Genomic DNA, 24,585 nt, shown 5'->3' with positions numbered 1-24,585 from the left:
GTACTAACTAAAGCGCGGCAAGAGCCGTGACCGGATCGTGACCTCCGCCCGGGTCGGGGCCGGCGGGCCGGGGTCTGGTTGGCTGGCCCCATGCCCTCCCTCACCCACGACGAGGCCCTCTCCCGCGCTGCGCTCGTTGCCGTCGAGGCCATGGAGGTCGACCTCGACCTCGACCGCGGCCCCGAGGTGTTCGGCTCGCGCACCACCATCACCTTCACCTGCCGGCGCCCCGGGGAGAGCACCGTGGTCGACCTGCGCCCGCAGGCGCTGCACTCGGTGCGGCTCAACGGCCGCGAGCTTCAGGACGTGCTCGTCGACGGGCGTCTCCGGCTGGCCGACCTCGCCGCCGACAACGTGCTCGAGGTCGAGGCCACGATGTCCTACGGCCACGACGGCCAGGGGCTGCACCGCTCGAGCGACCCGGCGGACGGGGAGGACTACGTCTACGGGCATCTCTTCCTCGACGCCGCCCCCCGGGTGTTCGCCTGCTTCGACCAGCCCGACCTCAAGGCCCCGTACACGGTGGGGGTCCGCGCCCCCGAGCACTGGAGCGTCCTCGGCAACGGTGGCGCGACGCAGGTCGCGCCGGGCCGCTGGGAGCTGGCGCGCACCGCCCCGCTCGCGACGTACTTCGTCACCGTGTGCGCCGGCCCGTGGGCGTCGGTCACCGCCGAGCACGACGGCGTCCCGCTCGGCATCCACGCCCGCCGCTCGCTGGAACGCCCCCTGCGCGAGCAGGCCGAGCACATGCTCGCGACCACCCGGACCTGCCTGGACCACTACCACCGCCTCTTCGGCATCCGCTACCCCTTCGGCGAGTACCACCAGGTGTTCGTGCCCGAGTTCAACGCCGGCGCGATGGAGAACCCCGGGTGCGTCACCTTCCGCGACGCCTACGTCTTCCGGGGCGCGGCCTCGCCGGACCAGGTGCTCGAACGCGACAACACCATCGCCCACGAGATGGCCCACATGTGGTTCGGCGACCTCGTGACGATGCGGTGGTGGGACGACCTCTGGCTCAACGAGTCCTTCGCCGAGTACATGGCCTACCGGACCTCGGCCGAGGCGCTCGGCGCGCCGCAGTCGTGGGTGTCCTTCGGCATCGTCCGCAAGCTGTGGGGCTACGCCGCCGAACGCGCGCCGAGCACCCACCCGGTGGCGGGCTCGCCCGCCCCGGACGCCCTCTCGGCCCTGCAGAACTTCGACGGCATCTCCTACGCCAAGGGCGCCTCCGTCCTGCGCCAGCTGATCGCCCACATCGGCGACGAGGCGTTCCTCGCCGGCGTGCGCGACTACCTGCGCGGGCACGCCTACGGCAACGGTGAGCTCGCCGAGTTCCTCGCCGCGATGGCCGCGGCCGCCGGCGAGGACCTCGGGCCGTGGGCCGGTGCCTGGCTGCGGACCGCCGGTGCGGACCGCCTCGAGCTGACCCGCACCGGGACGCTCACCCGGCGCACCCCCGAGGAGCACCCGGCCGACCGCCCGCACACCCTCGACGTCGCCGCCTTCGACCACGGGCGCGAGGCCCTGCGCGAGGACGTGGTCCTCACCGGTGAGCGGGCCGAGGTCCCCGGGGTCGCCGGGCTCCCCGAGGGCGCGCTGGTGGTGCCCAACGCCGGCGACCTCACGTGGGCCGAGGTCGCTCTCGACCCCGGGACGGTCGCCGCCCTCGTCGACGGCCTCGCCGACGTGCCCGACCCGGTCGCCCGCACGGTGGTGTGGACCTCGCTGCTCGGGGGCATGCACCGGGGCGAGGTCGACCCGCGGGTCGTCGTCGACGTCCTCGAGTCGGCCTGGCCGCGGGAGGACGACGCGGCCGTCCTCTCCCGGGTCGCCCTCGTCGTGACGGGCACGGTCGTCCCGCTCTTCCTGCCCCCGGCCGAGCAGGCGGAGGCGATGGAGCGGGTCGCGCACGCTGCCGACGCGCTCGGGCAGCGTGCCCGTGGCGCCTCCGGGCCCGCGGCGCGGGCGTGGGGCCTCCTCGCCGCGCGGGTGGGTGCCCGCGCGCTGCGCGACGAGGCGCGGCTGCACCGGTGGGCAGCCGGCGCGGACCTGCCGCCGGAGCTCGCCGGCGACGACGACTTCCGCTGGCTCGTCCTGCGCCGGCTCGCGGCGCTGGACGCCCTCGAGGAGGCCGAGCTCGAGGCCGCGCAGGAGGCGGACCGCTCGCTCGCCGGGCGGCTCGCCGCGCTCGGCGTGCGCGCCGCGCGCCCGACGCCGCAGGCCAAGGAGTGGGCGTGGTCGACCCTGGCGAAGGACCCGGAGCTGTCCAACTACGGTGCGCTCGAGGTCGCCCGTGGCTTCTGGGTGGCCGAGGACCCGGCCGTCGTGCGCCCCTACGTCGGGCGGGTGGGGGACCTCCTCGCCCGTCTGGAGCCGCGGATGGGCGAGGACGCCCTCTCCCGGGTCGCGACCGCCCTGCACCCGAAGTGGCTCGTGGAGCCGGCGACCCTCGCGGCCTCGAGCGAGCTGCTCGCCCGCGAGGACCTCTCACCGGGGGTGCACCGCGCGCTCCTCGACGAGGACCACGTACTGCGCGAGGTCCTCGAGAGCCGGCGCCGCTTCGGGTGAGCGCTCAGCCGGCCCAGAAACCCCGGTCGCCGAAGAGGTCGCGGTAGGAGCCGAAGGCGGCCTGACCCGGTGCGCGGCCGTCGAGGTAGGACCCGACGACCGCGGCGCCGAGGTCGCCCAGCTCGGGGGCGACGACCCGCCCGCCGGCGCGGCGGGCCATCGAGTCGACGAACCGGGCCAGGCCGGGGTCCTCGCCGAGCCGGAAGAAGGTGACCTGGGCCCCGAGCCGGGCCGAGGCGTCGAGCTCGTGCACCGCGAGCGCCAGCGTGCGCGGGTGGGGTGGGTAGTCGAAGAACACCGACCCGCCCGGCTCGAGGTGTGACGTCGGCTCGCCGTCGGTGACGACGAGCAGCACGGGCTGGGCGTTCGGGTGCCTGCGGAAGTGCCGGTTCGCCAGGAGCAGGGCGTGGTGGAGGTTGGTGCCCTTGTCCCACTCGGCGTCGAGCGCCGTCAGCGTCTCGATGTCCATGGTCTGGGCGTAGCGGGCGAAGGACACCAGCTGGAGGTGGTCGCCGCGGAAGCGCGTCGAGACCAGCTGGTGGAGTGCGAGGGCGGTGCGCTTCATCGGTACCCAGCGCCCGTCCATGGCCATCGAGAACGAGGTGTCGACGAGCAGCGCGACCGCCGCCTGGGTGCGCGCCTCGGTCTCGGTGACCTCGACGTCGCGGATGTCGAGGCGCATCCCGCCGCGCGGGTCACCGCCCTCGGCGGCCACCCGGGTGATCGCGTTGGTCATCGTGCGGGTCGTGTCCCACGGCTCGGTGTCGCCGAACTCCCACGCGCGGGTCGCGCCGCTCGGCTCGCCCGCGGCGCCGGCCAGGCGGGTGTCGCGCTGGCCACCGCGGTTCGACAGCCGCGCGGCGACGTCCCGCAGCAGTGACCTGCCGAGCTCGCGCATGGCCTTGGGCGACAGCCGCAGCGACCCGTCGGCGGAGCGGGTGAGCATCCCGCTCTCGCGCAGCGCCTTCTCGAGCTCCGCGAGCGCGCGGGCCTCGACGGCGGAGTCGTCACCGAGCTGGCGGGTCAGGGCGTCCAGGTCGACGTCGTCCATCCGCGCCCCGGGGTGGGACTGGGCGAGCTGCTCGGCGAGCGAGTCCAGCTCGGCGAGGTCCTGGAGCACCCCCGTGCCGTCACCGAGGCCGAGCCCCTGCTCACCCTCGAACCGCTCCGAGCCGCCCCAGTCCTCCCCGGGGCGCAGGCCCTGGAGCAGGCCGTCGATCCGGGAGAGCTGCTCCATCAGCTGCGGTGACCCGAAGGCCTGCTGCGAGAGCTCCATGAGCTCCTGACGCTGCTCGGGGGTCATCGAGCTCATCATCCGCTGGGCGGCGGCGGCCCGCTGGGCGAGGGCGTCGACGAGCTCCTCGACGGTCTCGGGGCGTTCGGGGAAGAAGTCACCGTGCTGGTCCATGAACTCGCGGAACTGCTCGTCGGTGTCCTCGCCGCGCGCGTGGGCGTCGAGGAGGTCGCCGAGGTCGCTCAGCATCTCCTGCACGGCGGCGCGGTCCTCGTCGGTCGCGTTCTCCAGGGCCTGTTTCATCCCGGCGAAGCGCTGGTCGAGCAGCTCGCGCCCGAGGAGGTCCTTGATCTGCTCGTACCTCTCCCGTCCCTCCGACGAGCGCCACCCGTAGTCGGAGAGCTCGGTGACGGCGGCGGCCGGGGTCGGGGGCAGGTTCTCGATGCGCATCTCCGCGAAACGGGCGTCGTCGTCGAGGTCGCGCGCCAGCTGTTTGCGCTCGGCGAGCACGGCCTCGTCGAGCAGCCGCCGGACCTCCTCCATCGTCCCGTCGAGATGGTGCCGCTGGAGGGTCTCGCGGCGCTTCTCGGCGACCCGTCGGGCCAGCTCGTCGAGGCCGGTGCGCTCGCGGGTGCCCTGACGGAGCAGCTCGCGCATCGCGCGCTCGGGGGAGTACCCCGCCATGACGTCCTCGCCGATGGCGTCGAGGGCCTCGCGCAGGTCGACCGGCGGCGCGAGCGGGTCACCGCCGCCGTACCGGGTGAACCGGGAGCGCCGGTGGCCGCGCGCCCGCTCAGCCATACACGGTCTCCGTGCCGTCGCTGTCCTTCCCGATCCGCCGGGCGAGGTAGAGGCCCTCGAGGGCGAGCTCGAGGGCGCTGGCGCGCTCACCCTCGCTGCCCGCCTCGAGCCGGCCGGCCACCTCGTCGTAGAGGTCGGACTCGCCGAGCACCGGGAGGGAGTCGAGGAAGGCTCGAGCGCCGACCTGCTCCCCCGTGGTCACCATCGCCCCGTCCTCGATGGCCTCGACGAGCAGGGCCAGGTCGACACCGCCCAGGCGGCGGCGTGCGGTCTCGGCGGTGGCCGTGCGCAGGAGGTGGCCGAGCACCTCGCGCTCGCGTCCCTCCTCGCCCGTCTCGAGCTCGACCTTGCCGCGCAGCACCTCGAGGGCGGCCTCGAGGTCGACGACCCGGGCGACCGCCTCCGGCTCGTCCTGGGTGGTCGCCCGGTGCAGCGCGGCGGCGGCGACGGTCTCGGCGGCGGCGATGGCGAAGCGGGCCGAGACCCCGGAGCGCTGGTCGACCGAGCTGGACTCGCGCAGGGCCCGGGTGAAGCGGGCGACGACCTCGACGAGGTGGTCGGGGACGGTGGCGACGAGGTCGGCCTCCTGGCGGATGACGGCGACCTCGTCGTCGAGCTCGCGCGGGTAGTGGGTGCGGATCTCGGCGCCGAAGCGGTCCTTGAGGGGGGTGATGATCCGCCCGCGGTTCGTGTAGTCCTCGGGGTTGGCCGAGGCGACGACGAGGACGTCGAGCGGCAGCCGCAGGACGTACCCGCGGATCTGGATGTCGCGCTCCTCCATGACGTTGAGCATCGCGACCTGGATCCGCTCGGCGAGGTCGGGCAGCTCGTTGACGGCGACGATGCCGCGGTGGCTGCGGGGGATCAGGCCGAAGTGGATGGTCTCGGGGTCGCCGAGCCGGCGGCCCTCGGCGACGCGCATCGGGTCGACGTCGCCGATGAGGTCGGCCACGCTCGTGTCGGGCGTCGCGAGCTTCTCCGCGTAGCGCTCGTCGCGGTGGCGCCAGGCCACGGGCAGCTCGTCGCCGAGCTCGGCGGCCCGGCGGCGGGACTCTGCGGTGACCGGCTCCTGCGGGTGCTCGCCGAGCTCGGAGCCCGCGATGACGGGGGTCCACTCGTCGAGGAGGCCGACGAGGCTGCGCAGCAGGCGGGTCTTGCCCTGGCCGCGCTCGCCGAGCAGGACGATGTCGTGCCCGGCGATCAGGGCCCGCTCGAGCTGGGGGATGACGGTCTGGCCGAACCCGTGCATCCCCGGCCAGGGGTCGCGGCCCTCGCGCAGGGCGGCGAGCAGGTTGGCCCGGATCTCGGCGTGCACCGAGCGGGCCCGGTGGCCCGAGGCGCGCAGCTCGCCGAGCGTGCTGGCGGTGGGAGGTGCGGTGCGCGGCGCGGTGGCCGTGGGGACCGTGAGGTCGCTCATCGCCTCACGCTACGTCAGCTTCCGCCCCCACGGGACCCCCGAGCCCCCTTTCCCACCGGAAGACCTCTCCGGGTCACGTCGACCCCGCTGGCCCCTGGCGATCTCGCTCGTTCGAGGTGTCATGGCGCCATGGTTCGACGAGCTGGCCGGTGCTGCGCGACATCGGCGTGGTCGGGAGAGGTCTTCCGGTGGGCGGGGCGGGTCAGCGGTAGTTGGTGTAGGTCAGCGCGATGTCGAGGTCCTGGTCGGCGAGCAGCCGCTGGACGGCCTGGAGGTCGTCGCGCGACTTGCTCGTGACGCGCACCTCGTCGCCCTGGATCTGGGTCTTGACGCTGCGCGGGCCCTCGTCGCGGACGAGCTTGGTGATCTTCTTGGCGTTCTCGCTCGAGATGCCTTCCCTGAGCGGGACCTCGAGCTTGTACTCCTTCCCGGACAGCCGCGGCCCGGCCTCGGGCACGTCGAGGTGCTTGAGGGAGACCTTGCGGCGCACGAGCCAGGTCTGGAGCACGTCGAGGACGGCCGAGCAGCGCTCCTCGGTCTCGGCCTCCATCCGGATGACCTCACCGGTCAGCTCCACCCGCGCGCCGACGTTCTTGAAGTCGTAGCGGGTGGCGATCTCCTTGGCGGCGTTGTTCACCGCGTTGGCGACCTCCTGCCGGTCGTAGGTGCTGACGATGTCGAAGCTGCTGTCGGCCATCGGTCCCTCCTGGCGTCGATTCGGCGGCTCGGATGCGGCTTGCTATCCTTCCATGCGCACCAGGCGGGTTGCCCGAGCGGCCAATGGGAGCGGACTGTAAATCCGTCGCGAAAGCTACGAAGGTTCGAATCCTTCACCCGCCACCAGTGCCATGAGGCCCCCCGACCAGCGGAGACGACGGTCGGGGGGCCTCGTCGTGTCCGCTCAGTCGCCGCGCAGGGCCCGCCTGGCCAGCCGCCGGGCGTCCTTCGCGACCGCCCCGGCATCGGCGGTCAGGGCGAGGGTGGCGAGCGCCCCCTCGTAGGCGAGGACCACCTCGGCCGCGACCTTCTCGCGCTCGGCTGCGCCCCGTCCGGGCAGCTCGTCGACGAGCCGCCGGAGCCGCTCGTGCACGGCGTGCTTGTGGGTGAGCGCGACCGCGCGGCCCGGATGCTCGGCGGGCAGCTGGGCCACGGCGGCCAGCAGGGCGCAGCCGTGCCGGGCGCCGAGCTCCTGGGTGCTCCACCGCTCCAGCGCGTCGAACACTGCGAGGACCCGGCCCTCGGGGTCGGTCGTGGCGGCGAGCGACTGCGCCCAGCAGGCCTCCCATCGGTCGGCGCGGTCCTGGAGGTAGGCGACGACGAGCCCCTCCTTGCCCCGGTAGTGGGTGTACAGCGAGCCGATGGCGACGTCGGCCTCGGCGAGGAGCCGGTCGACCCCCGTGCCGTCGATCCCCCGGTCGTAGAAGAGCCGGTTGGCCGCGACGAGCAGCCGCTCCCGCGGGGGTGTGCGGTTGCGGCCCCGGCGGCTGGTGTCGGCGCCCATGCCGCCACGATAGATCATAATAGAACGATCGCTCTATAGTCTCCTCCGTGTCCCACAGCACCCCGCGTCCCCTCTCGCGCCCGGGGGAGGCCCAGCTCGTGGCCGCGGGCGTCGCGCTCGTCGGCGTCTGCTACGGCTTCGCCCGCTTCGCCTACGGCCTCCTCGCGCCCCGGATGGCCGCGGACCTGGGCATCCCGGCGGGTCTCCAGGGGGTCATCGCCGCGGGGTCCTACCTCGGCTACTGCATCGCCATCGCCGGGGCCGTGCTGGCCACGGCCCGCTGGGGAGCGCGTCGGGCGGGCGTCGTCGCCGGGCTGTGCGCGAGCATCGGGACCCTGACCGTCGCGCTCGCGCCCGGGCCCGCGGTCCTCGCCCTCGGGGTCCTGCTCGCCGGGGCGAGCACCGGCCTGGCCTCGCCGCCGCTCGCGGACGCCGTCGCCCGATGGGTCCGGGCCGAGCGCCGCGACCGTGCCCAGACGCTCGTCAACGCCGGGACGGGCTGGGGGATCCTCGTCTCCGGTCCGGTGGCGATGCTCGTCGCCGGGCAGTGGCGCCTGGCCTGGCTGGTCTTCGCGGTCGCGGCGGCCGCGGTCACCCTCTGGCTGTGGCGCGTCGTCCCCGGGGCGCCGCCGCGGGCGCCGGCGCCCCGCCCGCGGCTGCTGCCGGGCCCGGCGCCCGGGGGAGCGCGCCTGCTCGTGCTCGCCCTCGCCGCCGGTGCGGCGAGTGTGACGGTCTGGACCTTCGGGAGGGACCTCGTGGAGCGCGAGGGCGGCATGGGGCCGCAGTCCTCCGGGGTGCTCTGGGTCGTCATCGGCGTCGCCGGGCTCGCCGGGGGCGCGGCCGGCGACCTCGGTCGACGGCTCGGTGTCACCGCCCTCTGGCGCCTGCTCCTGCTCGCCGTGGCCGCGTCGACCGCGACCCTGGCGAGCACGCCCCAGGGCCTGCTCGCCTACGGTGCGGGGGCGCTCTTCGGTGCGGGGTACATCGGGCTCACGGGCGCCGTGCTCGTGGCCGCCACGAGAGTCTGGCCGGAGGCGGTCGAGGCCGGCGTCGGGGCCGGGTTCTTCGCGATCGCCGCGGGGCAGGCGCTCGCGGCACCGGTCGCCGGGCTGCTCGTCGGCCACCTCGGGCTGCGGGGGGCCTTCGCCGTGTTCGCCGGCGTCGGTGCGGTGGCCGTGCTGCTGCCGTCACCGGTCCCGGCGGACGACGGTGCCGGCTGAGCCGCACCTGGTGCGCCGACGACCGGGCGCCTCGGGGTCACCGTCGCGTGCGGCCGTCGATCAGCTGCGCCGACGGCCAGGCGCCCCGGCCGATGACCCTCTCGACGACCTCGCGCAGGGCGTCCGCGACCGTCGTGACCGCACGCGAGGGGTGCAGCGCGGTGTGGGCGATGACCAGGGTGCGCTCGACCGGAGGGTGGATCTCGGCGGACGCGAGCCGGCCGCTCGCCACGTCCTGGGCGATGCAGCTCGCCGGCAGCACCGTCCACCCGAGCGCCCGGTGCGCCAGCGTCTTCTGCATGTCGACGGTGTTCGTCTCCAGCGCGACCCGCGCCGTCGCGCCGGCGGCGGCGAACGCCTCGTCGACGAGGATGCGCAGGGCGTGCTCCTGGGCGGGCAGGACGAACGGGCCCGGCAGTGCGGCGATGTCGACCTGGTCCTGTTGCGCCAGAACCGAGTCCGCCGGGCCGGCGACCACGAGGCGCTCACGCACGAGCGGGTCGCTGTGGATCCCCGGGCGGTCCCCGAGCTCGTAGAGGACCGCCACGTCGACCGCGCCCGCCTCGAGCCACTGCCGGACGTGCCCGGAGTAGCCGATGTCCACGCGCAGCCGGACCGCCGGGTGCGCCGAGCGGACGGCCTCGGCGAGGTCGGGCCCGAGGAGCTCGCTGATGCTCGCGAGCAGCCCGACCGACACCTGGCCGGCGACCTCCCCGGCGCCGTGGCCCGCCTCGACCCGGGCCCGCTCGGCGTCCCGCAGGATGAGCCGGGCCCGGGCGAGGAACGCCTCGCCGGTGGCGGTCGGCCGCATGCCGCTCGGCGTGCGGTCGAAGATGCTCACGCCGAGGTCCTTCTCCAGGGCCTGGATCCGTCGGGTGAGCGCCGGCTGGGCGAGGTGCAGCCGGCGGGCGGCGTTGCTCACGCTCCCGACGTCCGCGACGGTCACCGCGGCGACGAGCTGGCGCAGCTCCATCGGCTCCTCTCCGGGGCATGGGGGATATGCGAAGTAGGCATTTGAACCTTGGGGTAATGCGTCTACAGAATATAGCCGCTCGCCACTCACCGTCGAGAGGAGACCCACCGTGAGCGACCTGTCCCCCGAGGAGTCGGCCATCGTCGCGGTCGTGCGCGACTGGGTCGACGCCGAGGTCCGGCCGGTGGTGCGCGAGCTCGAGCACGGCAACACCTACCCCGAGGCGCTCATCGAGCAGATGAAGCAGCTGGGGATCTACGGCCTCGCCGTGCCCGAGCCCTGGGGGGAGGTCTCGGTGAGCCTCGCGTGCTTCGCCGCGGTGACCGAGGAGCTGGCGCGTGGCTGGATGTCCCTCGCCGGCGCCATGGGCGGGCACACCGTGGTCGTCTCGCTGCTCGCGCAGTACGGGACGCCGGAGCAGAAGGACCGCTACCTGCCCCGGCTGGCCACCGGTGAGCTGCGGGCGACGATGGCGCTCACCGAGCCCGGTGGAGGCTCGGACCTACAGGCCATGCGCACGCTCGCCCGCCCGACCGAGGACGGGTACCTCCTGCGGGGGACCAAGACCTGGATCTCCAACGCCCGACGCTCGGGGCTCGTCGCGGTGCTGTGCAAGACCGACCCCGAGGCCCGGCCGCGCCACCGGGGGATGAGCATCCTCCTCGTCGAGCACGGGGACGGGGTCGAGGTCTCCAAGGACCTGCCGAAGCTCGGGTACAAGGGCGTCGAGAGCTGCGAGGTCGTCTTCGACGACGTGCGTCTGCGCCGCGACGCGCTGCTCGGGTCCGAGGAGGGGCGCGGCTTCGCCCAGATGATGCGTGGCCTGGAGGTCGGCCGAATCCAGGTGGCCTCCCGCGCGCTCGGGGTGGGCCGGGCGGCCCTGGAGGACTCGCTGCGCTACGCCCAGGAGCGCACGACCTTCGGCAAGCCGATCTGGCAGCACCAGAGCATCGGCAACTACCTCGCCGACATGGCCACCGAGCTGGAGGCCGCCCGTCAGCTGACCCGCTACGCCGCCCGGCGCTACGACGAGGGGGCCCGGGCCGACCTCGAGGCCGGGATGGCCAAGCTCTACGCCTCGGAGGCGGCCATGCGCATCGCGCTCAACGCGGTCCGCATCCACGGCGGCTACGGGTACTCCACGGAGTTCGACGTCGAGCGCTACTTCCGCGACGCCCCGCTGATGATCGTCGGCGAGGGGACCAACGAGATCCAGCGCAACGTCATCGCCAAGGCGCTCGTCGAGCGGGGGGTCGGCGGGTGAGCGCCTGGCTGTTCGTGCCGGGCACGCGCCCGGACCGGTTCGCCACGGCGCACGCGGCGGGCGCCACCGCGGTCGTCCTCGACCTCGAGGACGCGGTCGCACCCGGCGAGAAGGAGACGGCCCGCCGCCACGTCGCCGAGGCCGTGGCCGCGCCGGACGCGCCCGCGGCCTGGGTCAGGGTCAACGGGGCGGGGACTGCCTGGCACGCGGCCGACCTCGAGGCGCTCGCCGGCCGTCCCGCGCTCGCCGGTGTGCTCCTGCCCAAGGCCGAGCGGGCGGAGGACGTCGCGGCCGTCGTCCGGCGCCTCGAGGCTCCCGTCGTCCCCCTCGTCGAGTCCGCCCGCGGGGTCCGGGACTGCGAGGAGCTCGCGCACGGGGTGGGCGTGGTCACCCTGGCCTTCGGGAGCCTCGACTACGCCGTCGACATCGGGGCGGAGCCGGGCGGGCACGCCTGCCGCCAGGCGCGGTGGGAGGTGGTGCAGGCGGCACGGCTCGCCGGGGTGTCGGCGCCGGTCGACGGCGTCACGCCCGACTTCACCGACGACGACGTGGTCACGGCGGACGCCCTGGAGGCCCGCGCCGAGGGATGCGGGGGGAAGCTGTGCATCCACCCTCGCCAGGTCCCGCTCGTCGAGGCCGCCTTCGCCCCGAGCGACGCGGACCTCTCCTGGGCCCGCCGGGTGGTCGAGGCCGCCGGCTCCGGCGCCGCGGTCGCGCTCGACGGGCAGATGGTCGACGCGCCGGTCCTCGCCCGCGCCCGGCGGATCCTCGCGGCGAGGACGTCGTGAGCCCCCACCTGCCCCTCGACGGGGTCACCGTGCTCGCCCTCGAGCAGGCTGTGGCCGGGCCCCTGGCGACGCGTCACCTCGCCGACCACGGTGCGCGTGTGCTCAAGGTCGAGCGCCCGGGCGTCGGTGACTTCGCGCGCGAGTACGACCACAGCGTCGGGGGTGAGTCCAGCTACTTCGTGTGGCTCAACCGCGGCAAGGAGAGCCTCGCGCTCGACCTGCGCGCCGCCGAGGACCTCCGGCTGCTCGAGTCGGTCGCGGCCGACTGCGACGTCCTGCTGCAGAACCTCCGGCCCGGGGCCGTCGAACGCCTCGGCCTGGGCGCCGACCGGCTGCGCGAGCTCAACCCCCGCCTCGTCCACGTCTCGATCAGCGGCTACGGGCCGGACGGGCCGTACGCCGGGCGCAAGGCCTACGACCTGCTCATCCAGTGCGAGACCGGGGTCCTCGACGTCACGGGGACGGCGCAGGACCCGTGCAAGGTCGGGTTCTCGGTGGCCGACATCGCCACCGGGATGTACGCCTACTCCGCCGTGCTCACCGCCCTCTACGACCGCGAGCGCACGGGGAGGGGGTGCGCGGTCCACGTGCCGATGATCGGGGCCATGGCGGAGTGGATGAGCCAGCCGGCCTACCGCAGCGCGGCCGAGGGCCGCCCCTTCACCCGCACCGGCGCCTCGCACGCGTCGATCTCCCCGTACGGCCCCTACCGCTGTGCCGACGGCGTCGTCTTCCTCGGGATCCAGAGCGACCGGGAGTGGCGGGTGTTCGCGCAGGACGTCCTGGGCCGGCCGGAGCTCGGCGGCGACGAGCGCTTCGCGACGAACGTCGCGCGGGTCCGCCACGACGCCCTGATCCGCGTCGTCGTCGAGGAGCGCTTCGCGTCGCTCTCGCGCCTCGAGGCCACGCGGCTGCTCGAGCGCCTCGGCATCGCCAACGCCGTCGCCCGCCCGGCCGCCGAGCTCGTCGAGCACCCCCAGCTCGTGGCCCGGCACCGGCTCGTCCCCGTGGAGACCCCCTCGGGGCCGATGACCGCGGTCATGCCGCCGGTCGAGTCCGCGGACTGGACCGTGACGATGGGTGCCGTTCCCCGGCTCGGCGAGCACACCGAGGCCGTCCGGGCCGCGCACGCACGCTCGGGGGCCCGGTCGTGACCGCCACGAGCAGCACCGAGCGCCTGGACCCGTGGCGGGCGGCCGCACTGCGGGACCTGCTCGGCGTCGAGGCCGACGTCACCCCGGGTGCGGCGCTCCCGCTGCTGTGGCACTGGGTCTACCTCCTGGACCATCCGCGGCACGCCGACCTCGGCGTCGACGGCCACCGGGCCCGCCCCGAGGCCGAACGGCACCTGCGACGGATGTGGGCCGGTGGGCGGGTCAGCCAGCGGGGCCCCCTGCGCACCGACCGGGTCGCGTCCCGGGTGAGCCGGGAGACCGGGCGGGTGACCAAGCACGGGTCCAGCGGCGACTTCGTCGTCGTCACCGTCGGTCACACCATCAGCCAGGACGGCGCCGTGGTCGTCGACGAGGAGCAGCACCTCGTCCTGCGCGAGCCCACCCCGGGTCCGGCCGGCACCGCGGGCGACGGCGGCCCGCCTGCGGGCGTGGTCACCCCGCCCGAGGAGGGTGAGCGGTCCTGGGCGGCCGACGAGCGCCTGCTCTTCCGGTACTCGGCGCTGACGTACAACGGCCACCGCATCCACTACGACCAGCCGTACGCGACCGGGGTCGAGGGCTACCGCGGCCTCGTCGTCCACGGCCCGTTGCAGGCCCTGCTCATGGCCGAGCACGCGAGCGCGCGGACCAACCCGCAGCGGGCCGCCTGCGAGCTGTCCTACCGGCTGGTCGCCCCGCTGACCGTCGGCCAGGGCCTGGTCACCGGGGGCCGCGAGGAGGCCGGCGGCACCAGCGCGTACGTCCGCGACGACTCCGGCCGCACGACCGCGACGGGCCGCTACCGGCTGCTCGGGCGACGTGGCGCGGACGAGTAGCCCACAGGTCTAGCCAACTCCATAGAACATAGGATATTTTCCATATGGCACTCAATGACGACTGTTGAAGGGACGAGCGCATGGCCCAGGAGCTGCAGCTGCGGATCGGGTCGCAGTGGCGAGACGGCGAGAGCAGGTTCGACAGCCTCGAGCCCTTCACCCGCGAGCCGTGGACGACCGTCCCGGAGGCCTCCGAGGCCGACGTCCGGGACGCCCTGACCGCGGCGCGCACCGCCTTCGACGAGGGGCCCTGGCCCCGGCTCGGAGCCGAGGAGCGGGCCCGCCACCTGCGCCGGCTGGCCGATCTGGTCGACCGGGACGCCGAGCTCCTCGCGACGATGGAGAGCCGCGACAACGGCAAGGGCATCCGCGAGGTCCACGGCCAGATCACCGCGGTGGGCGGCTGGTACCGCTACTACGGGGAGGTCGCGAGCAACCTCGCCGGCCGGGTCGTCGACACCCGCAAGCCGAACTTCCTCGGCTTCGTGCTCGAGGAGCCGGTGGGCGTCGTCGCCGCGATCCTCCCGTGGAACTCGCCGCTGTTCCTCCTGGCCTTCAAGGTCGCCCCCGCGCTCGCGGCCGGGTGCACGGTCGTCGTCAAGCCCTCCGAGGTCGCCCCCGCCTCGATTCTGCACTTCGCCCGGCTCGTCGAGGAGGCCGGCATCCCCGAGGGGGTGTTCAACACGGTCGCCGGCAGCTCCCCGGCCGTCGGCCAGTGGCTCGTCGGGTCGCCGCTCGTCGACAAGGTGACCTTCACCGGCTCCGAGCGGGTCGGGGCGCTCGTGGCCCAGTCCGCGTCGGCCAACCTCACCCCGGTGGCACTGGAGCTCGGGGGCAAGTCGCCGAACATCGTCTTCGACGACGCGAGCATCGAGGAGGCGGTGCCGGGCCTCGTCGCGGGCATCTTCGCGGCGGGCGGCCAGACGTGCATCGCCGGCTCACGAGCGCTCATCCACGAGGCGGTCTACGACGAGGTGCTCGAGCGGGTCACCGACCGAGCCCGCACGATCCGGCTCGGCGACCCCGCGGACCGGAGCACCGACATGGGGCCGCTCGCGAGCGAGGCCCAGTTCGAGAAGGTGCGCACCTTCGTCGGCGCGGCGCTCGACGCCGGGCTCGACATCCGCCACGGCGGGCGGCCGGCCGAGCTGGGCGGGTGGTTCTTCGAGCCGACGATCATCGCCGACGTCCCGGACGACCACGAGGTGTGGGCGAACGAGATCTTCGGCCCGGTGCTCGCCTGCCGCTCCTTCGCCGACGAGGAGGAGGCGTTCGCCCTGGCCAACGACTCGAGCTACGGCCTGGCCGCCGGGGTGTGGACCACCGACATCCGCCGGGCGATCCGGGCCACCCGGCGGCTGCGGGCCGGGACGGTCTGGGTCAACACCTACCGGACGATGGGCATGACGATGCCCTTCGGTGGGGTCAAGAGCAGCGGCTTCGGGCGGGAGAACGGCCTCGAGGGCATCCGGGAGTTCCTCGTCCCCAAGGCCGTGTGGGTCGAGACCGACGGGGTCGTCCGCGACCCGTTCACGGTGGGGTGAGCGCGCGATGAGCCCGACCACCGAGTCCGCCCTCGACGTCCTGCGCACCGCGCAGCTGACCGCCGGCCTACCCGCCCTCGGCGAGGTCGTCTTCGAGCTCGCCCTCGGCGAGAGCACCCGCCTGCGGGTGGCCGTCGACGGCGACGACGTCCGGGTCCGCGCGGCAGACGCCGACGAGCCGTCCCCCGTCTTCACCTTCGCCGTCGGCGAGGAGGACTGGGCCCGCTTCGCCGCCGAGCCCCCGCCGCGGGGCTACACCTCGGCCCAGGCCATCCGGGCCACCCTCGGGTGGGGCGCGGTCCGCGGCGACACCGGCCGGTGGGCCCAGTACGCACCCCTGGTGGACCGGGTTCTCGAGGCGCTGCGGCGCGCCGAGAACGCCCGCCCCCCGCGCAACCCCGACCCCACGCCGCCCTCGGGCCCCAGCGCGGTGCGGGGGCGCTACCTCGACCTGGGCGGGCAGCGGGTGTACTGCGAGGAGGGTGGCGAGGGTCCCGTCCCCGTCCTGTGCCTGCACACCGCCGGCGCCGACTCCCGGCAGTTCCGCCACCTGCTCGAGGACGCCGAGCTCGGTGCCCGGTTCCGGTTCATCGCCTTCGACCTGCCCTGGCACGGGCGCTCCGACCCGCCGACCGACTGGCAGGAGCGCACCTACCGGCTGACGACCACCGACTACGCCGAGGTGATCCGGGCGGTCTCGGGGGCGCTCGGCCTCGAGCGGCCGGTGCTCCTCGGGTGCTCCATGGGCGGCGCGATCGTCCTGTACATGGCCGCGGTGCACGGCGAGGAGTTCCGTGCCTGCCTCTCGCTCGAGGGAGGGCTCGGCAACCCCAGCCGGTTCGTCGAGTGGACCAACCACCTCGAGGTCGACCACTCGCACTTCCTCACCAGCTGGGTCGGGGGGCTGGTCGCCCCCTCGAGCCCGGCCGCGGCCCGAGCCCAGACCCTCTGGGGGTACGCCCAGTCCGGGCCGGGCGTGTACCAGGGCGACACCTACTTCTACTCCGAGGACTTCCCGGCCATCGCCGCCGGCCTGGGCCGCGCCACCTGCCCGCTGTGGGTCTTCAACGGCGAGTACGACTACTCCGCGACGTCGGCGATGAGCCGCGAGGCCGCCGACGCCCTCGGTGGCACCTACGTGGACATGCCCGGGTGCGGCCACTTCCCGATGAGCGAGGACCCCGTGCGGTTCCGCGACTACCTCCTGCCGGTCCTGGAGCAGGTCGAGGAGGCCGGCTCATGACCGACCTGGCACGTCACCGGGCCGAGGCCACCCAGCACGACGGTGCCCTCGTCTCCCTCGAGGGCGTCACGGTGGCCTTCGGCGGCGTCCTCGCCCTCAACGACGTCTCCTTCACCATCGCCGCCGAGGACGGGATCGTCGGGATCATCGGCCCCAACGGAGCCGGCAAGTCGACCTGCCTGAGCGTCATCGCGGGCGCCCGCCCGGCGACCTCGGGCGCGGTCACCGCCCTCGGCCGGCCGCTCGGGCGCCGGCCGAACGCCACCCGGCTCGCTCGGGCGGGCGTCGTGCGGACCTTCCAGATCCCGCGGCCCTTCGCGGAGATGACCATCCGGGAGAACGTCGTCGTCGCGCTCGCCTCGAGCCGGCGGGCCCGCACCGCCGAGCTCGTCACGCAGGCCGACGAGCTGCTCGAGCGGCTCGGGCTCGCGGCGATGGCGGGCAGCCCGGCCGGGTCCCTGCCGCTGGCGATGCGCAAGAAGCTCGAGGTGGGCCGCGCCGTCGCCTCCTCCCCGAAGCTGCTGCTGCTCGACGAGGTCTTCGAGGGACTCAGCGACACCGAGATCGACGACATGGTCCGGATCCTGCGGGAGCTGCACGCCGACGGCATCCACCTCGTGCTCGTCGAGCACGTCCTGCGGGCCCTGCGGCAGCTCGCCCAGACGCTCATCGTCTTCGAGAAGGGCCAGGTCCTGGCCCAGGGAGACGTCGAGACGGTTCTCAGCTCGGCGGAGGTGAAGGAGGCCTACCTCGGCGACGGCGGCGGCGAGGCGTAGACGACCCACCGCGTTCCCCCGGAACGCACCACGACACAAGAGCACGAGCACGTTTCTCAACGAGGAGAAGATCATGAGCAAGGCATGGCGTCGCACCCTGGTGTGCACGGTCGGAGTCACGACGATGAGCCTGGCGGTCGCCGCCTGTGGCAGCGGTTCGGGGGACGGAGGTGACTCCTCGGACCCGGTGCAGATCGGGCTCATCGAGCCGATGTCGGGGCCCTTCGCCGACAACGGAACCCAAGCCGACCGCGGTGCCTCGCTGTGCGTGGACCAGATCAACGCCGACGGCGGCATCAAGGCGCTCGACGGGGCCAAGCTCGAGCTGCGCAAGCAGGACACCGGTGCCGCGCAGCCGGCGCAGGTCGCCAACCAGGCGCAGAGCCTCATCGACTCCAACGACCTCTCGGCGATGATCGGCGCCTGGGCCAGCTCGTACACCCTCGCGGTCGCGCCGGTGACCGAGCAGAACCAGGTGCCTCTCGTCACGGAGTCCTTCGCCGACGACATCGTCGCCCAGGGCTACACGTACGTCTTCAAGATCCCGGCCCCCGCGAGCGAGATGGGCAAGCAGGGCGTCATCGAGGTCCTCAACCTCGCCGACGCCAGCGACTACCCGATCGAGCGGGCGGCGGTCGTCGCCGAGAACACCTCCTCGGCCCAGGTCTCCGCGAAGGCGGCCGTGGCCCAGCTCGAGGAGAACGGGGTCTCGGTGACCAACGAGGAGTACTTCGCCCCCGGGCTCACCGACGCCAACTCGCTGGCGATCAAGGTGCTCTCGGGCAAGCCCCAGTTCCTCTTCGCGCAGGCCGGCCTGGCGGACATGAAGATCCTCCAGGAGGCACTCGTGCGGCAGGGCTACACCGGCCCGATCCTCGGGTCCGGGTCGGCCCTGGTCAACCCCCGGTACGCCGAGACCGTCGGCAAGCCCGCCGACGGCGTCTTCACGAGCGCCGGCTGGAACTGGGACCTTCCCGGAGCCGAGCAGTTCGTCGAGGACTTCGTCGCGAAGAACTCCGAGTTCGACTTCCCGGGCCAGGAGGCGGGTGAGGACTGCGTCGCCGTCTACGCGATCGCCGCGGCCCTCGAGGCGGCCGGCTCTCGCGACCCCAGCGACGTGCGGGACGCCCTCGCACAGGTCGACATCAGCGACGGCACCGGCTCCATGGTCGCCACCGGCCGGACCAAGTTCGAGGAGAACGGCCAGCTCGTCGACGCCACCCCGGTGATCGTGCAGTGGCAGGACGGCAAGCCGCGGACGGTCTTCCCCAAGGACGTCGCGACCGCCGAGCCCGCCTTCGTGAAGTGACCCCGGCCTGAGACGGCCCACGACGAGAAGAGGAGAACCGCTCGTGGACGACCACCTGCTGCGCGTCAGGTCCATCCGCGCCGGGTACGGCGACCTCACCGCCATCGACGACGTGTCGATGGCGGTGGGGGAGCGGGAGATCGTGGGCGTCATCGGCCCCAACGGCGCCGGGAAGAGCACGCTGCTGCGGGCGATCACCGGCGTCGTGCCCCTCACGGCGGGCTCGGTGACGTGGTGCGGCGAGCCGATCGACCGGCTGCCGACGGACGCCCGGGCCCGCCGTGGCATCGCCATGGTCCAGGAGGGGCGCCGGCTGTTCGCGTCGCTGAGCGTGCGGGACAACCTCGTCCTCGGCGCCTACCACGCCGACCGCGCGACCCGGCAGGCGGCCGAGGACGACGTCCTGGAGCTCTTCCCGGCGCTGCGGGACATCCGCGGCCGCACCGCGGGTGTGCTCAGCGGCGGCGAGCAGCAGATGGTCGCCATCGGCCGGGCGCTGATGTCCCGGCCGCGATGCCTGCTCATCGACGAGCCCTCCCTCGGGCTGGCGCCGTTCATCGTCGACGAGATCTACCGGACGCTGCCGACGCTCGTCGAGCTCGGCGTGGCGGTGGTCGTCGTCGAGCAGGAGGTCGGCCGGGTCCTCAAGGTCGTCGACCGGGTCATGGTGCTCCACGAAGGGCGTTCGGTCTACGAGGGCAGCGGGGAGCGCTTCCGCACCGACCCCGACGCCCTGGCGTCGGTCTACCTCGGCCACGAGCTGGCCGACCAGGGAGGAGCCGCATGAACACCCTGCTCAACGTCCTGCTCTCGTCGGTGCTGCTCGCCGGGGTGTACTTCATCCTCTCGCTGGGCCTGAACATCATCCTCGGGGTCCTCGACATCGTGAACTTCGCCCACGGGGCGCTGATCATCCTCGGGGCGTACTCGACCTACGTCCTGCACACCCATCTCAGCCTCGACCCGTTCCTCGCTGTCCTCGCGGACATGGTGGTCGTCGGCGTCATCGGGGCGGTCGTCTATCTCGGCTACCTCCGGTTCACCGTCAACAGCCCTCTGGTACGGATGTTCGCGCTCATCGGCTTCTCGAGCGTCGTCAGCGCCCTGCTGCTCATGGCCTTCGGGTCCGACTACCGCACCATCCCGGTCGACCTCGGGACGTGGTACCTCGGCTCCATCCCGGTCCGGGTGTCCCAGGTCGTCGCCTTCGTCTTCGCCGCGGCCCTCGGCGGGGCGACGATGCTCGTGCTCTACCGGACCACGCTCGGCAAGGCCGTCCGGGCCGTCACCGACGACCGCACGTCGGTGCAGCTCGTCGGCATCAACGACCGCCGGCTCTCGCTGCTGGCCTTCACCGTCGGTGCGGGCCTGGCCGGGGCGGCCGGCGGGATCATCGCCACCTACGTGACGTTCGCCTCCGACAGCGGGCTCGCCTTCGCGATCATCGCCTTCGCCATCGTCATCATCGGCGGGCTCGGCGACATCTGGGGCGGGGCGATCGCCTCCTTCCTCGTCGCCCTGCTCCTCACGGCGGTCACCGTCTACCTCAGCTCGGCGCTCGTCAACACCGCCCTCTTCCTCCTCGTGCTCATGGTGCTGCTCCTGCGACCCCGCGGCGTCCTGAACAGGGGGCGGGTGTGATGGCCTCCACCAACACGACCGAGACCACCACCGCAACCGGGCGGCGCTCTGCCGGGCGCGCGGCCGCCGCGGGATGGTCGGCGCTCGAGGAGCGCGTCGGCCGGCTCCCCGGTGGCCCGTCCCTCGGCATGGTGCTCAGCGTGACGGCGTTCCTCGTGCTCGCCGTGGCCGGCCTGGCGATCCAGGAGAACTTCTGGCTGCGGGTGCTCACCCTCGGCTTCCTCTTCACCGCCGTGGCCCAGAGCTGGAACCTCATGGCCGGGTACGCGGGGCAGTGGTCCCTCGCCCAGCTCGCCTTCTTCGGGGTCGGTGCCTACTCGGCCGGCATCCTCCAGCAGGAGCTCGACGTCCCCCTGCTGCTCGGGATCGTCCCCGCCATGGTGGTCACCGTCTTCTTCGCCGTCGTCGTGGGCTACGTGACCCTGCGCCTGCGGGGCCACTACTTCTCGGTCCTCACCTTCTTCCTCGTCGTGGCCCTCTACGAGCTCGTGCGCTACTTCGCCGACTACACCGGCGGCCAGTACGGCCTCACCATCCCGTTCAGCGCCGAGGTCGACATCCTGCGCCTGCAGCTCGGCAGCGTGCGGGCCTACTACTTCCTCGGTCTGCTCGTCGCGGTGCTCTCGACGGGCGCGCTGTGGCTCGTCGCCCGCTCCCAGTTCGGCCTCAAGCTGCGCGCGATCCGTGACGACCAGGACGCCGCGGCAGCGGTCGGGGTGGCGGTGCACAAGCTCAAGGTCGTCGCGATGGCGATCAGCGCCGCGATGGCCGGCTTCGCCGGGGTGGTCTACCTCGCGACGTACAAGCTCATGGACTCCGACACCGCGTTCGGGGTGCACGCCACGCTCGACCCGGTCGTCGCCGGGATCCTCGGCGGCGCGGGCCAGCTCATGGGCGGTGCCCTCGGCGAGCTCGTCCTCCAGCCCGTCGTGGGCCAGGTCAGCCGCAGCGCGGGATCGGTCCCCGGGCTCACCTCGCTGGTCTACGGGCTCATCCTCATGCTCGTCATCCTCTTCCTGCCCAAGGGCCTGCTCGGCCTCGGCGCCCGTCGCTTCGCCCGCCGGGGCCGGGTCGCACGGGCGCCCGTGCGGGCCACCACCACCGACCCCACGACACACCCCGAGGAGCCCACACCGTGACCACGCCCGAGTACGAGGTGCTCGCCCTGCGCTACGCGACCCGCGAGACGACCACGTCCCAGGTCTACCTCAACCACCACATGTACCCGGGTGCCGCCGACGAGCCGGTCGTCATGGACTACTTCGTGTGGGTCGTCCGCCACGGCGAGCGGTGCATCGTCGTCGACACCGGCTTCACCCCCGAGGTCGGTGAGGCCCGGGGCCGGAGGACGACCACCTCCGTGCCGGACGGGTTGCGGCAGGTGGGCGTGGACCCGGAGGCGGTCGACACGGTCGTCATCACCCACGGGCACTACGACCACACCGGGCACACCCACCTCTTCCCGCGGGCGACCTTCGTCATCTCCGGTCGCGAGCTCGACTTCTGGACCGGGCCGGTGGCTCGGCGCCCGCTCTTCGCCGGCTCGGCGCAGTGGGGAGACATCGAGGCCCTGGCGACGCTCGAGGCGCAGGGCCGGGTGGCGCGGATGGCCGGGGTCAAGGACGTCGCGCCGGGCGTGACCGTCCTCGAGGTCGGTGGTCACACGGTGGGCCAGCTCGTCGTGCTCGTCAGCGGCGGCGACGGCGAGGTCCTGCTCGCGTCCGACGCGGCGCACTACTACGACGAGGTGACCCTCGACCGGCCGTTCGTCATCGTCCACGACCTCGAGCGCATGTACCAGGCGTTCGACGTGCTCTCCGACCTCGGTCGGCGCCAGGGGCTCTCGCTCGTCGCGGGTCACGACCCGGCGGTGCTCGAGCGCTTCCCGGCGATCTCCCCGACCGACCCCGGGCTGGGGGTGCGGGTCGGATGAGCACGACGGTCGGGTTCGTCGGCGTGGGCCACATGGGCTCGCGGATGATCCGCTGCCTCGCCGCCGCGGGGTTCGACGTGGTCGCCTACGACCGCTCGGCGGAGGCTCTCGCGTCGCTGCCCGTGACGGCGCTCGAGAGCCCCGAGCAGGTCGCCGCCACCGGGGTGGACGTGGTCCTGCTCTCCCTTCCGGACAGCCGGGCTGTCGAGGACGTCGTCCGCGGCCCGCAGGGACTCGCCGGCGGGCTCGCCGAGGGCGCGGTCGTCGTGGACCTCACGACGAGCGCGCCGGAGACGACGGTGGCGCTGCACGAGCACCTCGGGCGCCAGGGCGTCCGCTTCCTCGACGCCGGCGTCTCCGGCGGGGCCGCTGCGGCGGCCAAGGGCACCCTGACCCTCATGGTCGGCGCGGCCGCCGACGACGAGGTCCTCACCCGGCTCGCGCCGGTCTTCGACGCCATCGCACGCGCCGTCTTCCCGCTCGGGCGGCCCGGCGCCGGCCACGCCGCGAAGATCCTCAACAACTTCCTCAACGCGGTCAACCTCTCGGCGAGCGCCGAGGTGTTCGTCGCGGCCGCCCGCAGCGGCCTGGACCTGCACGTCTTCCTCGAGGCGGTCAACGCCTCCAGCGGTGCCAACTGGGCCACGCTCAACCGGTTCCCGGCCCTCCTCACCGGCGACTACCTCGAGGGCGGGCTGTCCTCGGCGCTGATGATGAAGGACCTGTTGCTCTATGCGGAGCACGTGGGCCGGGTCGGGGTGCCCTCGCTGCACCTCTCGGGGCCGGTCGCCGCCTTCGGCACCGCGCTGCAGACCGGGCGTGCGGACCAGATCAGCAACCGGGTGGTCGACGCCCTCGGGGACCTCGCGGACGGTGTCCGCCTGTCGCAAGCAACGAGTGAGGAGAGCACACGATGAAGGTCATCCACGCGCGGGACGAGGCCACCAGGGCGGAGGCACGCACCGCGACGTTCACCGGGACGGTGTGGGGCGACCCCCTCATGCCGGCCACCGACGGCGTCCTGGTGAACACCGTCTACTTCGCCCCCTGCAGCCGCACGTTCTGGCACCGGCACGAGCGGGGGCAGCTGCTGCAGGTGGTCAGCGGACGGGGGTGGGTCGCCACCCGCGAGGACGGCGCGGTGAGCGTCGAGAAGGGCGACACGATCTGGACCCCGCCGGGGCAGGAGCACTGGCACGGCTCGGCCGAGGAGTCGATGTTCGCGCACGTCGCGACGAGCCTCGGTCAGACCGAGTGGTTCGGCGAGGTCGACGCCGAGGAGTTCGCCCGCTTCGTCCGGGAGGGGCGCACCGATGGCTGACGCCCACCGCCTCGCCCCCGGCGACGTCGTCGGCTTCGTCGGGCTCGGCAACATGGGCGAGCCCATGGTCCGCCGGCTGCTCGGCGGGGGGTTCCGCGTCGACGGCTACGACGTCGACGCCGCGCACGGGGCCGGCCTCGCCGACCTCGAGGGCTTCCGCCGGGCCGAGTCCCTCGAGGCGCTGGCCCGGGACGCGGCGGCGGTCGTCCTCATGCTGCCCAACTCGGCCGTCGTCGAGCAGGTCCTCCTCGCCGGTGGGCTGCTCGAGGCCATGGCCTCTGCCGGCCACGACGCAGTCCTGGTCGACATGGGCTCCTCGCAGCCGCGGGAGACCGTGCGGATGCACGCCGCCGCCGCCGAGCGCGGCGTCCCGCTCGTCGACGCCCCCGTCTCCGGCGGGGTGCCCGCGGCGCGCGAGGGAACCCTCGCGGTCATGGTCGGGGGGAGCGAGGAGCTCTTCGAGCGGGTGCGGCCGGCCCTGGAGCTCATCGGCTCGCACGTCGGGCTCGTCGGGGGCATCGGCGCCGGTCACGCGCTCAAGGCGATCAACAACCTGCTCTCGGCCTCCACCCTCGTCGCGAGCGCGGAGGCGATGACCATCGGCAAGGCCTTCGGGCTCACGCCGGAGACGATGATGGACGTCATCAACGAGTCCAGCGGGCGCAGCTGGTCGACGCTGACCAAGTGGCCCCGCTACATCATCCCGGGCAACTACGACTCGGGGTTCGCGATGGCCCTCCTGCTCAAGGACATCCGCATCGCGGCAGGCCTCGCGGAGGACCTCGGCGTGGCCGCACCGCACGCCGACCTGACGGTCGAGCTCTACCGGCGGGCGCTCGAGGAGCTCCCCCCCGACGCGGACCACACGGACATCCACCGGTGGGTCGAGCAGCGCGCCGGGTCGGGAACGTCGTGACGCCGCCCCCTGCCGCCGACGGGGCCTCGCGCCCGGTCGGCGGCAGCACACCGCGGGGTCCCCCGAGGGGAGCCCCGTGACACGCTGAGCGAGGTCGAGTCCCGGTGGCGCACGCAGCGTCCCGCTACGCGTCGGACCAGCAT

General features: G+C 73.7%; 22 protein-coding genes and 1 tRNA gene. 18 read left to right on the top strand and 5 right to left on the bottom strand.

What is annotated here, in order from left to right:
• The first annotated feature begins 90 nt into the window (after positions 1–90).
• Positions 91–2,571 (top strand): aminopeptidase N, encoded by a 2,481-nt coding sequence (gene pepN / locus G8D98_RS05530; protein WP_166100111.1) that lies wholly within the window; start codon positions 91–93, stop codon positions 2,569–2,571.
• A 4-nt stretch (positions 2,572–2,575) separates the two neighbouring features.
• Here pepN and G8D98_RS05525 read toward each other — a convergent pair whose 3' ends face one another.
• From G8D98_RS05525 to G8D98_RS05515, 3 genes are all read right to left on the bottom strand, one after another.
• Complete coding sequence (locus G8D98_RS05525) at positions 2,576–4,606, bottom strand: VWA domain-containing protein (protein ID WP_166100109.1); 2,031 nt, start codon at positions 4,604–4,606, stop codon at positions 2,576–2,578.
• A complete protein-coding gene (locus G8D98_RS05520; RefSeq protein ID WP_166100107.1) occupies positions 4,599–6,023 on the bottom strand; it encodes a magnesium chelatase ATPase subunit I in 1,425 nt (474 codons plus the stop codon). Before G8D98_RS05520 ends, G8D98_RS05525 begins: the two co-directional genes overlap by 8 nt.
• 202 nt (positions 6,024–6,225) lie before the next feature.
• Positions 6,226–6,720 carry a YajQ family cyclic di-GMP-binding protein gene (locus tag G8D98_RS05515; protein WP_166100104.1) on the bottom strand — a complete coding sequence of 165 codons (495 nt, stop codon included), beginning with the start codon at positions 6,718–6,720 and terminating at the stop codon, positions 6,226–6,228.
• 62 nt (positions 6,721–6,782) lie between these two features.
• Here G8D98_RS05515 and G8D98_RS05510 point away from each other — a divergent pair.
• A tRNA-Tyr gene (locus G8D98_RS05510) sits at positions 6,783–6,866 on the top strand.
• A 58-nt stretch (positions 6,867–6,924) separates the two neighbouring features.
• Here G8D98_RS05510 and G8D98_RS05505 read toward each other — a convergent pair.
• The gene (locus G8D98_RS05505) at positions 6,925–7,524 is read right to left on the bottom strand and encodes a TetR/AcrR family transcriptional regulator (protein WP_166100102.1); all 600 of its coding nucleotides are present in this window, start codon (positions 7,522–7,524) and stop codon (positions 6,925–6,927) included.
• Positions 7,525–7,571: 47 nt separating this feature from the next.
• Between G8D98_RS05505 and G8D98_RS05500 the strand changes: the two genes are divergently transcribed.
• Complete coding sequence (locus G8D98_RS05500; protein ID WP_166100099.1) at positions 7,572–8,744, top strand: MFS transporter; 1,173 nt, start codon at positions 7,572–7,574, stop codon at positions 8,742–8,744.
• Positions 8,745–8,781: 37 nt separating this feature from the next.
• Here the strand turns inward: G8D98_RS05500 and G8D98_RS05495 are convergent, their stop codons facing one another.
• Positions 8,782–9,717, bottom strand: coding sequence for a LysR family transcriptional regulator (locus G8D98_RS05495; RefSeq protein ID WP_166100096.1), 936 nt, complete (start codon positions 9,715–9,717; stop codon positions 8,782–8,784).
• Between the two features lie 109 nt (positions 9,718–9,826).
• On the opposite strand from G8D98_RS05495, the gene G8D98_RS05490 reads away from it, so the two are divergent.
• The 15 genes from G8D98_RS05490 to G8D98_RS05420 all read left to right on the top strand — a co-directional run bounded on the left by G8D98_RS05490 (position 9,827) and on the right by G8D98_RS05420 (position 24,442).
• On the top strand, positions 9,827–10,981 hold the full coding sequence (locus tag G8D98_RS05490) for an acyl-CoA dehydrogenase family protein (RefSeq protein ID WP_205859710.1): 1,155 nt from the start codon (positions 9,827–9,829) through the stop codon (positions 10,979–10,981).
• Complete coding sequence (locus G8D98_RS05485) at positions 10,978–11,769, top strand: HpcH/HpaI aldolase/citrate lyase family protein (RefSeq protein WP_166100093.1); 792 nt, start codon at positions 10,978–10,980, stop codon at positions 11,767–11,769. Before G8D98_RS05490 ends, G8D98_RS05485 begins: the two co-directional genes overlap by 4 nt.
• The gene (locus tag G8D98_RS05480; protein ID WP_166100090.1) at positions 11,766–12,923 is read left to right on the top strand and encodes a CaiB/BaiF CoA transferase family protein; all 1,158 of its coding nucleotides are present in this window, start codon (positions 11,766–11,768) and stop codon (positions 12,921–12,923) included. The genes G8D98_RS05485 and G8D98_RS05480 overlap by 4 nt, the downstream gene beginning before the upstream one ends.
• A complete protein-coding gene (locus G8D98_RS05475; RefSeq protein WP_166100087.1) occupies positions 12,920–13,759 on the top strand; it encodes an HTD2 family dehydratase in 840 nt (279 codons plus the stop codon). Before G8D98_RS05480 ends, G8D98_RS05475 begins: the two co-directional genes overlap by 4 nt.
• 80 nt (positions 13,760–13,839) lie before the next feature.
• Entirely contained in the window at positions 13,840–15,303 is a 1,464-nt protein-coding gene (locus G8D98_RS05470) for an aldehyde dehydrogenase (protein WP_166100084.1), read from the top strand.
• Positions 15,304–15,310: 7 nt separating this feature from the next.
• Positions 15,311–16,546 (top strand): alpha/beta fold hydrolase, encoded by a 1,236-nt coding sequence (locus G8D98_RS05465; RefSeq protein WP_187566545.1) that lies wholly within the window; start codon positions 15,311–15,313, stop codon positions 16,544–16,546.
• Complete coding sequence (locus G8D98_RS05460) at positions 16,543–17,322, top strand: ABC transporter ATP-binding protein (protein WP_166100081.1); 780 nt, start codon at positions 16,543–16,545, stop codon at positions 17,320–17,322. Before G8D98_RS05465 ends, G8D98_RS05460 begins: the two co-directional genes overlap by 4 nt.
• Positions 17,323–17,395: 73 nt before the next feature.
• Complete coding sequence (locus G8D98_RS05455; RefSeq protein WP_166100078.1) at positions 17,396–18,631, top strand: ABC transporter substrate-binding protein; 1,236 nt, start codon at positions 17,396–17,398, stop codon at positions 18,629–18,631.
• Positions 18,632–18,674: 43 nt separating this feature from the next.
• Positions 18,675–19,418: an ABC transporter ATP-binding protein gene (locus G8D98_RS05450; RefSeq protein WP_205859709.1), complete on the top strand. Its 744-nt coding sequence runs from the start codon at positions 18,675–18,677 to the stop codon at positions 19,416–19,418.
• Positions 19,415–20,272: a branched-chain amino acid ABC transporter permease gene (locus tag G8D98_RS05445; protein WP_166100075.1), complete on the top strand. Its 858-nt coding sequence runs from the start codon at positions 19,415–19,417 to the stop codon at positions 20,270–20,272. Before G8D98_RS05450 ends, G8D98_RS05445 begins: the two co-directional genes overlap by 4 nt.
• Positions 20,272–21,411: a branched-chain amino acid ABC transporter permease gene (locus G8D98_RS05440; protein ID WP_166100073.1), complete on the top strand. Its 1,140-nt coding sequence runs from the start codon at positions 20,272–20,274 to the stop codon at positions 21,409–21,411. Before G8D98_RS05445 ends, G8D98_RS05440 begins: the two co-directional genes overlap by 1 nt.
• Positions 21,408–22,205, top strand: a complete 798-nt coding sequence (locus G8D98_RS05435) for an N-acyl homoserine lactonase family protein (protein ID WP_166100070.1) — start codon at positions 21,408–21,410, stop codon at positions 22,203–22,205. The genes G8D98_RS05440 and G8D98_RS05435 overlap by 4 nt, the downstream gene beginning before the upstream one ends.
• A complete protein-coding gene (locus G8D98_RS05430; protein ID WP_166100067.1) occupies positions 22,202–23,122 on the top strand; it encodes an NAD(P)-dependent oxidoreductase in 921 nt (306 codons plus the stop codon). Before G8D98_RS05435 ends, G8D98_RS05430 begins: the two co-directional genes overlap by 4 nt.
• On the top strand, positions 23,119–23,526 hold the full coding sequence (locus G8D98_RS05425) for a cupin domain-containing protein (RefSeq protein WP_166100065.1): 408 nt from the start codon (positions 23,119–23,121) through the stop codon (positions 23,524–23,526). The genes G8D98_RS05430 and G8D98_RS05425 overlap by 4 nt, the downstream gene beginning before the upstream one ends.
• Positions 23,519–24,442 carry an NAD(P)-dependent oxidoreductase gene (locus G8D98_RS05420; protein WP_166100062.1) on the top strand — a complete coding sequence of 308 codons (924 nt, stop codon included), beginning with the start codon at positions 23,519–23,521 and terminating at the stop codon, positions 24,440–24,442. The genes G8D98_RS05425 and G8D98_RS05420 overlap by 8 nt, the downstream gene beginning before the upstream one ends.
• Positions 24,443–24,585 lie beyond the last annotated feature (143 nt).

This window comes from Phycicoccus endophyticus (assembly GCF_011326735.1).
Lineage (GTDB): Bacteria > Actinomycetota > Actinomycetes > Actinomycetales > Dermatophilaceae > Phycicoccus > Phycicoccus endophyticus.
The sequence above is the reverse complement of the archived record's forward strand: the minus strand, read 5'-3'. Positions and strand labels throughout refer to the sequence as shown.

Bases quoted from the DNA above. Each gene is read 5' to 3' on its own strand.
- G8D98_RS05455 (WP_166100078.1), top strand. From the start codon at position 17,396: ATGAGCAAGGCATGGCGTCGCACCCTGGTGTGCACGGTCGGAGTCACG.
- G8D98_RS05505 (WP_166100102.1), bottom strand. From the start codon at position 7,524: ATGGGCGCCGACACCAGCCGCCGGGGCCGCAACCGCACACCCCCGCGG.
- pepN (WP_166100111.1), top strand. From the start codon at position 91: ATGCCCTCCCTCACCCACGACGAGGCCCTCTCCCGCGCTGCGCTCGTT.
- G8D98_RS05430 (WP_166100067.1), top strand. From the start codon at position 22,202: ATGAGCACGACGGTCGGGTTCGTCGGCGTGGGCCACATGGGCTCGCGG.
- G8D98_RS05470 (WP_166100084.1), top strand. From the start codon at position 13,840: ATGGCCCAGGAGCTGCAGCTGCGGATCGGGTCGCAGTGGCGAGACGGC.
- G8D98_RS05420 (WP_166100062.1), top strand. From the start codon at position 23,519: ATGGCTGACGCCCACCGCCTCGCCCCCGGCGACGTCGTCGGCTTCGTC.
- G8D98_RS05440 (WP_166100073.1), top strand. From the start codon at position 20,272: ATGGCCTCCACCAACACGACCGAGACCACCACCGCAACCGGGCGGCGC.
- G8D98_RS05525 (WP_166100109.1), bottom strand. From the start codon at position 4,606: ATGGCTGAGCGGGCGCGCGGCCACCGGCGCTCCCGGTTCACCCGGTAC.
- G8D98_RS05465 (WP_187566545.1), top strand. From the start codon at position 15,311: ATGAGCCCGACCACCGAGTCCGCCCTCGACGTCCTGCGCACCGCGCAG.
- G8D98_RS05520 (WP_166100107.1), bottom strand. From the start codon at position 6,023: ATGAGCGACCTCACGGTCCCCACGGCCACCGCGCCGCGCACCGCACCT.
- G8D98_RS05460 (WP_166100081.1), top strand. From the start codon at position 16,543: ATGACCGACCTGGCACGTCACCGGGCCGAGGCCACCCAGCACGACGGT.
- G8D98_RS05495 (WP_166100096.1), bottom strand. From the start codon at position 9,717: ATGGAGCTGCGCCAGCTCGTCGCCGCGGTGACCGTCGCGGACGTCGGG.
- G8D98_RS05445 (WP_166100075.1), top strand. From the start codon at position 19,415: ATGAACACCCTGCTCAACGTCCTGCTCTCGTCGGTGCTGCTCGCCGGG.
- G8D98_RS05515 (WP_166100104.1), bottom strand. From the start codon at position 6,720: ATGGCCGACAGCAGCTTCGACATCGTCAGCACCTACGACCGGCAGGAG.
- G8D98_RS05425 (WP_166100065.1), top strand. From the start codon at position 23,119: ATGAAGGTCATCCACGCGCGGGACGAGGCCACCAGGGCGGAGGCACGC.